At 60.1% G+C, this 13,738-nt stretch carries 16 protein-coding genes; 9 read left to right on the top strand and 7 right to left on the bottom strand.

The genetic code is table 11. The features are described 5' to 3' along the window. Positions 1-10: 10 nt before the first annotated feature. Positions 11-1,909, bottom strand: a complete 1,899-nt coding sequence (locus ACYVL5_RS14110; RefSeq protein ID WP_460596217.1) for a methyl-accepting chemotaxis protein — start codon at positions 1,907-1,909, stop codon at positions 11-13. Between the two features lie 464 nt (positions 1,910-2,373). Here ACYVL5_RS14110 and corA point away from each other — a divergent pair, with 464 nt between their 5' ends. Next, positions 2,374-3,438 (top strand): magnesium and cobalt transport protein CorA, encoded by a 1,065-nt coding sequence (gene corA, locus ACYVL5_RS14105; RefSeq protein ID WP_460596216.1) that lies wholly within the window; start codon positions 2,374-2,376, stop codon positions 3,436-3,438. 86 nt (positions 3,439-3,524) lie between these two features. Here corA and ACYVL5_RS14100 read toward each other — a convergent pair whose 3' ends face one another. Beyond that, entirely contained in the window at positions 3,525-4,034 is a 510-nt protein-coding gene (locus ACYVL5_RS14100) for a cupin domain-containing protein (RefSeq protein WP_460596215.1), read from the bottom strand. A 298-nt stretch (positions 4,035-4,332) separates the two neighbouring features. Here ACYVL5_RS14100 and ACYVL5_RS14095 point away from each other — a divergent pair, with 298 nt between their 5' ends. Beyond that, entirely contained in the window at positions 4,333-4,602 is a 270-nt protein-coding gene (locus ACYVL5_RS14095; protein WP_460596214.1) for a hypothetical protein, read from the top strand. A 133-nt stretch (positions 4,603-4,735) separates the two neighbouring features. On the opposite strand, the gene ACYVL5_RS14090 is transcribed toward ACYVL5_RS14095, so the two are convergent. Beyond that, positions 4,736-5,155, bottom strand: a complete 420-nt coding sequence (locus tag ACYVL5_RS14090) for a bacteriohemerythrin (RefSeq protein WP_460596213.1) — start codon at positions 5,153-5,155, stop codon at positions 4,736-4,738. 472 nt (positions 5,156-5,627) lie between these two features. Here ACYVL5_RS14090 and ACYVL5_RS14085 point away from each other — a divergent pair, with 472 nt between their 5' ends. Next, entirely contained in the window at positions 5,628-5,813 is a 186-nt protein-coding gene (locus ACYVL5_RS14085; protein ID WP_460596212.1) for a hypothetical protein, read from the top strand. 160 nt (positions 5,814-5,973) lie between these two features. After that, on the top strand, positions 5,974-6,891 hold the full coding sequence (locus ACYVL5_RS14080; RefSeq protein WP_460596211.1) for a hypothetical protein: 918 nt from the start codon (positions 5,974-5,976) through the stop codon (positions 6,889-6,891). A gap of 93 nt (positions 6,892-6,984) precedes the next feature. On the opposite strand, the gene ACYVL5_RS14075 is transcribed toward ACYVL5_RS14080, so the two are convergent. Continuing rightward, complete coding sequence (locus tag ACYVL5_RS14075; RefSeq protein ID WP_460596210.1) at positions 6,985-7,314, bottom strand: Hsp20/alpha crystallin family protein; 330 nt, start codon at positions 7,312-7,314, stop codon at positions 6,985-6,987. Positions 7,315-7,653: 339 nt separating this feature from the next. On the opposite strand from ACYVL5_RS14075, the gene ACYVL5_RS14070 reads away from it, so the two are divergent. Next, the gene (locus ACYVL5_RS14070) at positions 7,654-8,619 is read left to right on the top strand and encodes a DMT family transporter (RefSeq protein ID WP_460596209.1); all 966 of its coding nucleotides are present in this window, start codon (positions 7,654-7,656) and stop codon (positions 8,617-8,619) included. Positions 8,620-8,705: 86 nt separating this feature from the next. Here the strand turns inward: ACYVL5_RS14070 and ACYVL5_RS14065 are convergent, their stop codons facing one another. The 3 genes from ACYVL5_RS14065 to ACYVL5_RS14055 form a co-directional block, all read right to left on the bottom strand. Continuing rightward, the gene (locus tag ACYVL5_RS14065) at positions 8,706-9,239 is read right to left on the bottom strand and encodes a hypothetical protein (protein ID WP_460596208.1); all 534 of its coding nucleotides are present in this window, start codon (positions 9,237-9,239) and stop codon (positions 8,706-8,708) included. A 299-nt stretch (positions 9,240-9,538) separates the two neighbouring features. After that, positions 9,539-9,709, bottom strand: a complete 171-nt coding sequence (locus ACYVL5_RS14060; protein ID WP_460596207.1) for a hypothetical protein — start codon at positions 9,707-9,709, stop codon at positions 9,539-9,541. A 408-nt stretch (positions 9,710-10,117) separates the two neighbouring features. Then, positions 10,118-10,537 carry a DUF309 domain-containing protein gene (locus ACYVL5_RS14055; protein ID WP_460596282.1) on the bottom strand — a complete coding sequence of 140 codons (420 nt, stop codon included), beginning with the start codon at positions 10,535-10,537 and terminating at the stop codon, positions 10,118-10,120. Between the two features lie 251 nt (positions 10,538-10,788). On the opposite strand from ACYVL5_RS14055, the gene ACYVL5_RS14050 reads away from it, so the two are divergent. From ACYVL5_RS14050 to ACYVL5_RS14035, 4 genes are all read left to right on the top strand, one after another. Beyond that, on the top strand, positions 10,789-11,082 hold the full coding sequence (locus tag ACYVL5_RS14050; RefSeq protein WP_460596206.1) for a hypothetical protein: 294 nt from the start codon (positions 10,789-10,791) through the stop codon (positions 11,080-11,082). 208 nt (positions 11,083-11,290) lie between these two features. Next, positions 11,291-11,713, top strand: a complete 423-nt coding sequence (locus ACYVL5_RS14045) for a cytochrome c3 family protein (RefSeq protein ID WP_460596205.1) — start codon at positions 11,291-11,293, stop codon at positions 11,711-11,713. A 270-nt stretch (positions 11,714-11,983) separates the two neighbouring features. Next, entirely contained in the window at positions 11,984-13,249 is a 1,266-nt protein-coding gene (locus tag ACYVL5_RS14040; RefSeq protein WP_460596204.1) for a TraB/GumN family protein, read from the top strand. Continuing rightward, positions 13,242-13,709, top strand: coding sequence for a hypothetical protein (locus tag ACYVL5_RS14035; protein WP_460596203.1), 468 nt, complete (start codon positions 13,242-13,244; stop codon positions 13,707-13,709). The genes ACYVL5_RS14040 and ACYVL5_RS14035 overlap by 8 nt, the downstream gene beginning before the upstream one ends. Positions 13,710-13,738 lie beyond the last annotated feature (29 nt).

Genomic DNA, 13,738 nt, shown 5'->3' with positions numbered 1-13,738 from the left:
CACCGGCCTCTCACAGTTTGAACTTGCCGACGATGCCGTGCAGTCTGCCGGCGACATCGGAAACGTGGGCGGAGGTGGTTGCCACCGTCTTCGCCTCTTGCGTGGTGTGGTGCAGCACCGAGGTGACGTTCTGGATGTTGCCGGTGATCTCGTTGGTGACGGCGGTCTGCTCTTCGGCGGCGGTCGCTATCTGGTTCACCTGCGCCGTCACCGCTTCCACCTGGTCGAGGATCCGCTTGAGCGAGGTCTCGATGCGGGCTGCTTCCTCGATCCCCTTTTCCGCCGCGATGACACCCTCGTCCATGGCTGTCATGGCGACCCTGGTTTCCTGCTGGATCGCCCGGATCATTTCACTGATCTCCTTGGTTGCCTTGGTGGTTCTCTCGGCGAGAGCCCGTACCTCATCCGCCACCACGGCGAACCCGCGCCCCTGCTCGCCTGCTCGCGCCGCTTCGATCGCCGCGTTCAGCGCCAGGAGGTTTGTCTGGTCGGCAATGTCCTCGATGGTGCTGACGATGGCGCCGATCTGTTCCGATCTCTCCCCCAGCGACGATATGGCCCGGGCCGTCTGGCGTGTTATCTCACCACGGCTGCGGATGCCGTCCAGGGTGCTGCTGACGACGTCGAACCCTTCGTGGGTGGTGTCGGCGGCAAGCTTGGCGTTTTCGGCGACGGAGAGGCAGTTGCTCGCGATATCGGACGCCGTTGCCGACATCTCTTCGCTGGCGGTAGCGACCGTGGTGGTCTGGGAGGCGACTTCTTCAGTCCCGCTTGAGATCGTGGTGGCGATGGATGAGAGCCGCTCGGAGTCGGTGGCGAGCATGGAGGAGGCGTTGGCGATCTGCAGCACTATCTCCCGGACGCTCTCGACGAAATGGTTGATCTTTCCGGCGAGGACGCCGATCTCGTCCTTACGGTCTCCAAGGTCGAGCTTCCTGGTGAGATCGCCGTAGCCTTCGGCAATGTCCGATACCCGGTCGCACAGGACGCTGACCGGCCTGAGCAGGCCCCTGATGAACAGGCTGACCACGGCAACTCCGGCGACCAGGAAGAGCAGGCCGATAATCGCCAGCGCGGTGAGCTGTTTTCCGACCGGGGCAAAGACTTCGGAACGGTCGACGCTTACGCAGAGGTACCATCCGGTGGAGGGGATCTCCGCATACGACATGATCTTGTCGCTGCCGTCGAGACGGTAGCTGAGAAGGGATGTCTTGCTCGTCGACAACTTGTCGGCCACCCCCTTGAGGTCCGGGGAGAGGTCGGCCAGGTTCTGTTTCATCACGTAATCCTGCTTCGGATGAATGACGATCTTGCCGGCCTTGTCGACCACAAAGGCGTATCCGCTCTTACCGAGCTTGATATGAAGGACCTTCTCGATGATCTCATCCAGCGCGATGTCGGAGCTGACCACTCCGGTGAGGGCGCCGTTGGAGAGGAGGGGGCTCATGAAGGAGAGGGTGAGCTTGCCGGTGGAGGAGGCGATGTACGGTTCGGTGAAGCTCGTTTTGGGGGCGGCCTTGGTCTGGGTATACCAGGGGCGCTTGCGCGGGTCGTAGTCGGCGGGGGCCTTCCAGTCATCGGAGAAGATGACGGTCCCGTCCTCGTACCCGGTGTAAACCTTCTTGAAGTTGCCTGCCGCGCTCAGAACCTTTACCTGGTTGAGGATGTGGTCGTGCTGGGTAACGGGATACTTGCTGAGATCCTTTCCCGCCGCATCGATGATGGCGAGCTTGCTCTGCAGCCAGGTGTCGATGTTTCCCGCGTTGTCCTTCGCCAGGTTGAGTTGCTGCGTCTCCAGCACCGAAGCCATGATGCTCCTCGAGCTGCTGAACGCGGTTACGATGAGGGCCAGGATGGTCACGGCAAAGACGACTACCACTGTTGTGCCAACCTTTGTCACCAATTTCACGGAAAATCTCCCTTATTGTGTATAGCCGTCACAGGCTTTGGCGGAGGGCACAGGTACCTTCAGAGGTAAACGGACCGGTCGCCGCAGTCAACGGCATGCTCTTCGGCCCGCATCCAAATGACCGAACATGCTTCTGTGTCAGGTGATCAATCTATCGACGTTGTGTGAGAATTCTTTAGGAGCAATTGGGCTGGAGTAGCCGCCACCAATGCCAGCGCGGCAGTTCCGCAAGGTGGGTAGCGAGTGTTGTGGTCCTTGTCGAGAGAAAAGGGGCCTGATCCAGGTACAACGGATCCACGTGTAGATTGGGACCCCGCGCCGACGATGGCCCCGCAGAGGATAGCGAGAGGGGAGTGCGAGCATCTGCAACTGCCGTGGGCTGGACGGAAAAAAGTCGTGATATCGAGGGGAACTCATGGTAGTTTCTCCGCCACGTAGGTCCCGACTCTTTTTCCGGAGCAGCCATGGCACGCCACGTAAAGAACAGGTCGAAGAAGATCGGTGTCCCTCCCGGGACCCTCGTCCACATCGGCAAGGAAAAGATCGGCAGCACCAGGATCGAGGTCATCGAGTACGATGCCGCTTCCCTCTCCCACCGCGAGGTTCCCACCCTCTCCCAATGCCCCGTCATGAAGCCTGCCCCCACGGTGACCTGGATCAACGTGGACGGCATCTCCGACGTGCAGGTCCTGCAACAGTTCGGCAGCTGTTACGGCATCCATCCCCTGGTCCTGGAGGACATCCTCGCCACCGACCAGCGCCCCAAGGTGGAGGACTACGGCGATTACCTCTACGTGGTGCTGAAGATGATCTCGGTGGACGCTGCCGGAGGGATCTCGTCGGAGCAGGTGAGCCTGGTCCTCTGGGACAACTACCTGATCTCCTTCCAGGAAGGGCTCGACGGAGACGTCTTCGAGCCGGTGCGAACCCGGCTGAAGAACGAAAAGTCCCGCCTGAGGACCGGGGGCGCCGACCTCCTGCTCCACGGCCTGCTGGACATCGTCGTCGACAATTACTTCCTGGTGCTGGAAAAGCTGTCCGAGAGGATAGAGTCGCTCGAGGACGCCCTGATCGAGAAGCCGGAGAACGCCACGCTGCATGCCATCTACGACATGAAACGCGACATGCTCTTTCTCCACAAGGTGGTCTGGCCGCTACGGGAGGTGGTCGGGCGCCTGCAGCGCCGTGATTCTCCGCTGGTCAGGGAGGATGCCGTCATCTACCTGCGCGACCTGTACGATCACACCGTGCAGGTGCTCGACACGCTGGAGACCCTGCGCGACACCCTATCCGGCATGCTCGACATCTACCTCTCCAGCGTCAGCAACCGGCTCAACGAGGTGATGAAGGTGCTGACCATCATCGCCACCATCTTCATGCCGCTGTCGTTCATCGTCGGCTGGTACGGGATGAACTTCAAGAACATGCCGGAGTACGACCTTTCCTATGGCTATCCGGTGGTGCTGGGGGTAATGGCGACCATCGCCGTCGGGATGCTTGTCTACTTCCGGAAGAAACGCTGGCTGTAACCGCCAATTTATGAACCTTGCCCAAAAAAGAACGGGCTGCTTCGATCGCCGAGGCAGCCCGTTTTTTTCTCCCGCAACGATTCCGATCACTTCCCGGCAGTCTCGCGGACTCCCTTCAGCGCCTGATCAGGCGGGATTTCCTTGCCGTCCGCGTCGACGTAGTGGATATCGAAGGCGGCATCGGAGTAGACGTACATCTCGCAGGTTCCGGAACTGCAGGTGTACTGGTGGACGTGCTGAGCCGGCGTCTTTGCGAAGGCTCCGCGTTTCAGGGTCATCTTCCCTTCATCCTTCATTTCTATCCGCGCGGTTCCTGACACCATCATCAGGTGCTCGTTCGGGGTGTGCCAGTGCCAAGGGATCACGCATCCTCGTTTTACCCTGGCGAAGATAATCGAGGGGCCGGTGCCCGGATCGCCATTCTGGACCGAGCCTACGGCACAGGTCGGCAGGTTGGGGAAGGTGCCGAACTTCATGTCGGTCACGTTCTGACCCATGGAGTGCTGGTGGGTGTCCGATGCGATCGCCGGCACCGTTGAAACAAGAGCAAGAAGCAGCGCGACGATCCACGGCCACGTCTGAACCTTCAAGTTCATCTCTCTACCTCCTTCATGCGGCATTAATAAGGAGTGTTTGTGCCTCCCACTACTATAACTCCGGCGGGATCAGCGGTTCAAGACGATGCGGGCTCGGACCGGGAGGTCGAGACCAGCCAAAGCAACTGCGTAGCTGACCTAGCCATGACTCAGCCAATGTCTCAATTGACATTAAATTTGTTTCACAAGATGATAATGACAGGGGTAGATAATGCGAGAGAGGGCACCGCCCATTTTGATAGCTCTTTTCCGATGCAGTTGTGATGCGAGGTGCCGACCTCACGGGAAGGAGGACGCCATGACCAAGGAGCTCGAAACCAAACCTACGGGAAGGATGACCAACTGGTGGATAGTGGGCCTGATGATTGCCGGCGCGCTACTGTTTTGGAAGATCTCCGACCTGCCGGCGAGAATGAGTATCATGTCGAAACTCTTCATCTCCTTTCTCGGTGCCATCATCGTGGTGCAGATCATCCCGGCCATGTTGCTGTTCGGCGCCATGTTGAAGGGGATCTTCGGGATCTTCCTCAAAAAATCGAAAGGGCCTTTGGAAGAGTCGAAGAAGTAGGACCGAGGCGATAAGAGGGGGCGCTCCGCCCGGGGGCCGGCACCAGCAGCACCGCTGCCGCTTCCGGGGGGTATGCCGCGCACTCCCCGGCCCGCCGGCACCGCCCGCTAAGCTGGAGGTTTGGTCCGGGACACTAGGAGGCGGAAACCATTGCATCCAGGTCCGGTTCGAAGCGTGCGAATTCGGCATCGGCCTCGAGGATGTGCCCGGTAAGCCAGTTCTGTAAAAATCTCAGCAGTTCCAACGTCAGCCAATTCTTCTTGGCATCGAAATTCCTTTGGATTTCAGTGACCTTGGCGGTAAACGCACGGTGTGCGGCCTTATGCTCCGCGGTCTTTGGGAACGACACCCGTTCCATAAACCGCTCCTCACAGCCGAAGTGATAGGTCGCATACTCAGCCAGTTGGGCGACCAATTCTTTGAGCTCCTGCTCTGACGCGCCCCTGGCAAAAGAATCGTAGGCCCGGTTCAAAAGCCCGATCAAGTTTTCGTGATGGGCATCGAGCTCCTCGATGCCAATGGCATAAAGCGGGCCCCATTTGACAAGCGGCATGAATTCCATCCTCTCTACCAGTCGAACTTACTCCTTTCACCCTGTTTCGGCAGAACGGGCGAATCCTTGAGCATTCGGCAAAACGGGTCCACGATCGCCCGCTCGTCTTCATTCGTCGTCATCCCTCCACTTCATCCTGACTCTCTGCGCCCCCTCACTAAAAAGGTGGGGCAACCTCCTTTCCCCGGGAGTTCCCCGTTATGGTCGCCATCGGTAAAACTGGGGCATGCCCCACATCCGGATGGTACAAAAGTGTGGCATGCCACAAGGCTGACCTGGCCGATCCTCCGTTTGAATTTTCCGCCTGAGAGCCCCGTTTTGGGGACCACCTCTCCCGAAATGAAAGGCTGGTAAGGGGTTGGCGCCATGTCCGCACCGGAGTGAGGCCGCCGCTCCCGCCCCTGGAATGGAAATTGAAAACGGGACTGGGCAAGCCGTTCACCCCCGCTAACTGTCAAAGGAGCGAAAAGCCATGTCCACCAATACCTCGCTTATGGAAAGCCTGCATGCCGCCAACCCGAAATGGAATGAGTCGCTGGAGACCGGACACCAGGTTATCGACCGGCAGCACCGGGAGTTGCTCGGTAAGATAGATGCCCTGCTGATGGCCTGCGCACAGGGGAAGGGGAAGGAGGAGGTGGGATATAGCAGGTCGTGAGTCGATTTCTGTCAGTAAACCTTGAAAAATGGGGCCTCTGTCTTTTTTTTTACTGGTAGTGGGCAAGCTAAACCCTGTAAAATGCCGCCTCCAGTCCTAAGCAAAGCGTTATGGCCGTTTTCTTGATAACCGGTTCGTGGAACGAACAGAGGAGGCCCCTGTGATTGAAAGGATGAGTAACCGCATCACTCGGATCAAGAGGATATTTGCGGCGGGCGTTGTCGTCCTGGTGTCGGCACTTTTGGCCGGCTGCTTTCAGATCGAGCGGACGGTGCATCTCAAGGCCGATGGGAGCGGGACGGTCGAGGAAACGGTGATGATCAGCAAGTCGCTTACCTCGATGTTCGAAATGAAGGAGCCGGTCGCCGAGGGGGCGAAGCCGGAGCCGAAGAAGAAAGAGGACGAGTTGGCCGAGGTGGAAAAGACCGCCCGCGCCAAGGTCGCCGGTATGGGGGAGGGGGTCTCGCTGGTCTCAGTCACCCTGGTGCAGAAGGGGGATTTCGAGGGGTACCGTGCGGTCTACGCCTTCAAGGACATCAACAGGTTGACCCTGGAGGCGGACGCCACTCCGGTCGACAAGGGGCCCGGCTCGGGCAGGACGACTTCCTTCCATTTCACCCGGGGCGTCAACAGTGTGCTGGTCATGAAAAACGGCGCGGCGCTTCCGAAGGAGCCGGAGGCCCCGGCTGCAGATGCCCCGGCAGCGGATGCCCCCCCGGCAGCGGATGCCCAGGCGGCGGCTGTTACGCCTCAGGCCGGCGCCGACAACCCGCAGGCCCAGCAGGCGATGGACATGCTCAAGCAGATGTTCAACGGTATGCGGTTCTCCGACAAGCTCATGATCGATGGGACCGTGATCGAATCCAACGCCCTTTTCCGCTCAGGAGCCGAGATCACCCTGGTTGAGGTGGACCTGGGCGAGCTGCTGAAGAAGAAGCCGGAGGAGTTGATGAAACTGCAGCAGGCGGTGCCTCCTGACGACAAGCAGAAAATGCTGGCGGCCATGAGCAAGATCCCCGGTCTCAAGGTGGACCTGAACGACGAACTGCGGGTGGTGTTCCGCTCCAACGGGAAGTGAGATCTCCGCGGAGGTGATCGGTGCGAATAAAAAATGGCTACGGAGCCGTCCGTAGCCATTTCGTTATCGACCACCGCCACTTCCTGGCCGGATTTATTCGATTTTCAGCTTCTTCAGCTGGCTGCGGGCCGATTCCGTCTTCGGAATCCTCACCTCGAGGATGCCGTCTTTGAAGACGGCGCGGGCTTTGTCGGTGACGGTTTCAACCGGCAGGTGGCAGGTCCTGCTGAATGATCCGCTGGAGCATTCCTGCCTGAAGTAGTTCCCTTCCTCAACCCGCCTTTCCGTGGTCTTTTGCCCGGAGATGGTGACCGAGTGCGGGGTGAGCTCGACGTTGATGTCTTCCTTCTTCATCCCGGGGATTTCAGCCTTTACGACGACCGACTCGCCATCCTCGAAGATGTCGATGGGTACGTACGGCACCATTTCCTCCTCGCTGAACTGAGGTGACCAGAGGGAGAAGAACGGTCTTTTGAAAAAGTCGTCGAAAAGACGGTCCATCCGGGCCATTTGAGACGGCCGCTGTTGTAGCTGCCTCGTCAAACCTTTCTCTGCCATAGCGCAACCTCCTTTACTTTCTGATTACACGCTTTAATCTTAGGTCCGCTCCCCCCCTTCGTCAAGGCGGTGGCCCTGTTGTCAACCCTAAAAAGGATCGTATAAGCAATAACACGTCAGAGGGCGTTTGCGAGGGTGGCGTACCTCCTCCCCGAACCGTTTTGGTCTTTACCTTTGCGGTCGATTCGGCTAAAGCTCTCCCTCATGATTCGTCTCATCGGTATCGGAATCCTCTCCGCGTTCTTTTTCAGCAGTACCTTCGTTCTCAACCGCGCCATGAGCCTGGCAGGCGGAAGCTGGGTCTGGACCGCCAGCCTGCGCTATTTCGATACCCTCCTTCTCTTGGCGGGGTGGCTCCTGGTGACGGGGCAGGGGAGGCAACTGCGGGCCATCATGGCGACCTTCCGGCGCCACTGGCGCTTCTGGTGCGTTGCGGGAAGCGTCGGCTTCGGGACCTTTTACGCCCTGCTCACCTTTTCTTCCTGCTATGCACCGGGATGGGTGGTCGCCACCACCTGGCAGGCAACCATCCTGGCCACTCCGGCAGTCTTGCTGATGTTCGGCAGGAAGGTCCCCGCCCAGGGACTCTTTTTCACCGCGCTCATCTTTGCCGGCATCGTATCGGTCACCATCGAGCAATCCGGGTCGGTGTCCAATCGGGACCTTCTGCTCGGCATCGTCCCGGTGATCGCCGCCGCCTTTGCCTACCCCGTCGGGAACCAGCTGGTGTGGGAGGCGCGGCACGGCAGCGGCCGGCTGATTCCCCGTGTCGACGATCCGGCGGTCGACACCAGCGTCGGCCGGGTGCTCCTCATGGTGCTCGGCTCGATCCCGTTCTGGATCGTGCTGATTCTGCTCTCCCGCCCGGGCGCGCCCAGCCGGGGGCAGCTGGTCAACACCCTGGTGGTCGCCCTTTTTTCCGGCGTCATTGCCACCACGCTCTTCTTCCGCGCGCGGCACCTGGCCAGGACGCCGATGGAGCTCGCCGCGGTGGACGCCACCCAGTCGACCGAGGTGCTCTTCTCCCTGCTGGGTGAGATCGTCTTCCTGCAGGGAGGGGTGCCGGGCGCGGCAGGGGGCGTCGGGATAACTCTCTGCGTTACCGGGCTGGTCCTCTACATCCGCTCGCAATCTTCTGACGCAGGGGGCAAACGAAAAAGGGCCGGCTGAATGCCGGCCCTTGCGGGTACCTCAGGTGAAACGGGGCTCTAACGGGGGGGCTAACGGGGGCGCTAACGGGGGCGCTAACGGGGGCGCTAACGGGATTGGCCCCAACTGCTGATCGCTGGCTGACCGCCGCCGATCGATCCGTTGGAGCCGCCTATCCTGGGACCGGTTCCTTGGCCCGAAGCGGTCCCGCCGGTTCCATAGGTTCCGGTATCGTAGAGGCCGGAGCCGCTGCTGCCCCGGGAGTTCCCCTGCTGAGAGGTTCCGGGGCCCGAGGTCCTGTTCGTGTACCGCCCGGACGTGTTGGTTCCCCCCCCATACATCCCGGTCTCGTACATCCCTGAGTCATAGCTCCCGCTGTTGCTTTTGTGGGCGCGGGCGTGCAGTTTCTTCTTCGGCTTTTTCTTCTCCTTCATCTTGTACTGGCGCATCGCACTCTCATAGTAGGAGCTGACGCTGGTGGTGCTGCTGGTCGAGGAGCTAACTCCCGGGGGGACGTTCACTGGAGGAGGGGACGGTGTCGAGGCTGGATAGCCCGCCGGGCCTGCCGGGCCTGCCGGTGTGATGCCGTTACTGTCTGCGGCGTGCACCTGCCCGAGGACCCCGAGGGTTATCGCCGTCACCGCGAAAATACTCCATTGCCTTCCCATTGCTAATCCTCACTTTCCCAGACTACCAGCCGTATATATCAATTTTCCCCCTCCGACAAGGGAATTACGCTCGAGGGCGTAGGTGGCTCACCTGAAATGACAAAGGCCAGCTCACAAGGCTGGCCTCTACGCAACCCATCACCACATCTATGCCTGACGTCGTGCTCCGGCTTCTGCCACCGTCCCGGTCAGCTCCCCGGTACCGTTGCCGCTTTCTCTATGGCGCCCTCGGGGCGCTCACCGTCGATTCCCCGGAACTGTCAGCCGGGAGCCTAATCGTCCAATGTCTCTGAACCGGATGACGTATCGGAATGATGCGGGACTTCACCACGCTCTCTTGCCTTACGCTGTTCCTCTTTGCGCTCCTCCTCGGTACGCTGCTTGCCTGTACCGATATGCATCATGCTCTCTTTGAAGTCTTCCCACTTCGTTCTGATGGTCATAACCGTCACCTCCTCTCCATGTACATAATTATACCTCTTAGAGAGTCGAGTGAGAACATTGTCATTGGGGTGCACTTCTTTTTGGTGCTGACTTCTTCAGCTTGTTGCGTGAGGATCGGCGGTAGGGCTAAGTCTTTGAATGTGCGAGGTTTCTCCAGCATTTCCACTCCAAATGTGGAAAACTGAGCTCTAGCTGTTGATATCTGTCCCTAATGTTACGAAATTTGAGGCAGTTTAGCTCGCTGCACAATTTCTGCGCACCCTGCTAAGTGCTGGAAATTGCGTGTCAATATCTTTTTTTTAGTGGTGCGCTCTGCAAAGTGTATGCAATTAGGCGCGGTGATTGTAACAAAAAAGTGGAGGTGGAAAACCACGGAAAATCACAGGGAAATACTGCAGACCCGGAAGTCAAGCGGCGGGATTTTCGTGGGGAGCCAGCAGGCACAGGTGGGGGATCAGATGGGGGGGCAGCGCGTCCATCCGGTCCGGTCCCAGGGCGACCAGAGCGTCTCTCAGCCGGTCGGCGGCTGCGACCGTTTCCTGGACCTGGACCTGCTGGCAAACGGCACGGACCTGGCGTAGATGCCCGGCGGCCCGCTCCAGCAGGAGGATCGCTCCGGCGTAATTTCCCTCTCTCCAGTGGAAAAGGGCCACGGCGAACTGCAACAGTCCCTGGTAGAAGTGCCGTAGCTCGCCTTCCGACCCCACCCAGAGCTCTTCGAGACTCTCATGGCACTCGAACCATTCCCTTCGGTTGAACTCGTCTACCGCCCGGATCAGTTCCTCCGGGGCCCCGGTCAGGCACTGTGCACTTTCCTCTTCAAGCATGGCTGGCAAAGGGACTGAGTCCTCTCATGGTCCCTTCCTCTCCGGTTGCCACTACGCTCATCGTGCGATCTCCCTTTGCTGGTCCTTACTGTCATTAACGATACCGCAACCAGCAGGGAAAGTAAAAAAAGGCGTCCAGGATTAAAGTGGATGCATCTTTGCGGCCCTGTTGCTATCATAGGATCAGAACGGTGGGCAACTCTCTCAGCTCCCGGCCTCCCTTGTGAGAGTTGTCCGGGAAGGAGAATGCCATGGCAGTCACCGCGATTACCGCAGCGGGAGGGACGCCAAAGATCGCGGCGGTTTCCTCCGCAACCTCCCGGAAACGGACCGCCACCACTCACAGACCTGCCGCCGCCGGAGGCGATATCGTCGAGATCAGCACCACCGCACGGGTGAAATCGATGCAGCTCTCCGGCCTGAGCGCGAGGCAGATCTCGATCGAACTCGGCCTTGATCTCGCCACCGTGGAGTTTTATCTCGGCCTGGCCCCGGCCAAGGCCAACGCCATCACCTGGCAGACGTCCATGGCCAAAACCGCCTGAGGTAATCCGGCAACCGGAAGAGCCGGCGTTTTCCACGGGTGGCTTTTTCCTGTCATCTGTTGACTTGATCTTTCCTGGCTCATTGAGTGGAGCGTCCCTGACAATAGTGCGGTAAAATTAGCCGCATCGGCAGTAATTGTGAATTTGTTGTACTTCTCTGTGGTTGAATGTCTACTGTTTGGACAAGGTTATACTCTCAGAGGGCGGTATGAAAAATTCACATCGGTACCTCGTCTTCAGCGGCATCGTGGTCATCTCCGTCCTCGTTCTCTTCGCCTTCGGTTTCGTGGTGGGGAACACCTACCACCAGAGTCAGGCAAGCGGCATCCTGACCGCCGAGGATTGTCTTCAATGTCATGACGGCATCACCGGGCGCTTGATAACCCTCTGCCTGGGGGACCAGTGCCTGTACCTGCAGAACCATTCCATCCTGCATCCGTATCCACCCGTGAGAAGAGCCGCGGAGTACGCGAGCCGGGCGGAGATCGAGGCCGCCGGCTGCATGCTGGAAGATGGCAAGGTCACCTGTCTTTCCTGCCACAACCTCACCAAGCCGCCCCCCCACCTGATACGGGACGGCGACGAACTCTGCTACATATGCCACAAGACCTTCAAACCGAGAGCGCCGTGACAAGTGCCCCTTCACCTTTGACGCGCCCGTCTCCCTCCTTGAAAGGCTCCTCCCTGCCTCCCTGAGGTCCTCCAGGTCCCGTGGCCACTTGGTTTCTTTGGTACCCTTGCGCCCTTCCGAGGGAGGAGGGGCCGGTATGGACTTTGGTTCCGGGAAACCGTATGATGGCGGCAAGAGGACCGGAAGAGTCGTCCCCGCCCGCTTTCCCGCCCGCTTTCGCCAAGCATTTACGCGGGCCCGGCGGGTGTAAAGGAGCAAGAGGAGCACCAAATGACACGCATCCTGGCTAACCTGTTCCTGCTCATGTTCCTGGCCGACGGGGGTATCTCCTTCCTCGACGAACTCGTCTCGCTCGTCCACCCCCTGGCTCCCCTTTCGTTGTTCCGCGCCGGCCTCGGCAACTTCGTGGTGATCCTGGCCGTCACCGTCTACGCCCTGCTCGGCATCGACAAGCGGCTGCCGAAACGGGTCTTCATACCGCTTGTGCTCTTCACCACCTTTTCCCCGTTTGTGGCCTTGCTGGTCCCGTCACTGGCCGGCTCTGCGGCGCTCGGATTGGCGATCGCTGTACTGCAGCTGCTGGTCTACCAGCTGGCGACCGCCCCCCTCCGCCAGATGACTCCGGTGACGGTGAGCCTGCCGAAGGGGCTTTTCAAAGGGCCATCGTACAGTGCCAGAAACAGCGGGGTATTCGCGGCGGCCAACCTGGTGATCCTCCCTTGCGTCCTCGTCCTCCTGCTGGGCCTCACCGCTAACGCCTTCATGCAGCGCTACACGGCGGGTTTCATGCACCTTGGCCCCGACGGGCTCCACATGTACGAGAAGGTGTACCGGCGTCAGAACCGCACCATCCTGCTGGCGGGAATGATCCATGTAGGGGAGAAGGAGTTCTACCAGCGGGTGGCCTCCCTGCCGTCCGCAGGGCGGACCATCGTGCTGGCCGAGGGGGTGACCGACGACCGCAACCTGCTCCGCGATCGTCCCGACTATAGCAAGCTTGCCGGCTACCTCGGGTTGACCTCCCAGGCGGACCGGATGCATTTTGCAGGACGGGTGATCGAGCCGTCCCAGCTTGACACCGCTCCGGCCAAGGGGAGCCCGGGCGGAGTCGACATCCTGCGCGCGGACGTCGACGTCAGCTCTTTTCGCCCGGCCACCATCTGGTTCCTCAACGAGCTGGGGAGGCAGATGAAGGGCAGCCAGACCTTGTCACAGCAGCTCCTCTCCTCCATCCTCTGGTCCGAGAACAACATCACCCCCGAGATCCAGTCCACGGTGATGGACGACATCCTGTATCGCCGCAATCGGGTGCTGCTCGGGAACCTGACCAAGGCGCTCACCCAGTACGATACGGTGGTGATCCCTTGGGGTGCCCTCCATATGGCCGAGATCGAGAAAGAGGTCCGCAGGCAGGGGTTCCAGTTGCAGCAGGTAACCGACCGTGTCAGTATCAGGTTCGGCAGGGGGGCCACGGCTCCCCCTCGCGATGCCGGCAGCAAAGCACCGCTGCCGGGAGCGGGCGGCCGGCATGAGTAGCCTTCTTGCGGTGGACCTCGGCCTCAAGACATGGCTCGCGATGTACGGTGAGAACGGAAAGCTCATCTGGTACCGCTCCCACAATTTCGGCACCACCGATCGGTTGAAACGAGCCGCCCACGGTATACTGAGAGGTGCTCCGGAGGTCACCGCCATGGTCATCGAAGGAGGCGGCAACCTGGCCCTGGTCTGGGAGAAGGAGGCCGCCCAACTGGGGATCGAGGTGCGGCGGGTGGGGGCGGAGACCTGGCGCCAAGAGCTGCTCTTTCCGCGCGAGCAGCGAAGCGGAGTCGACGCGAAAAGGCACGCCGCCGAGGTGGCCCGCCGGATCATCGACTGGTCGGGAGCCCCCCGCCCGACCTCACTTCGCCACGATGCCGCCGAAGCGATCGTAATCGGCATATGGGGCGTGCTCCATTTCGGCTGGCTTGAGGTCCTGCCGGCCGCGCTGCGAAGATAAGCGTTGAAGGGTACCGACCCGGGTACCTC

The sequence above is a fragment of the Geomonas sp. Red276 genome, from assembly GCF_054784495.1.
This window is presented reverse-complemented; position numbering and strand designations above follow the sequence as displayed.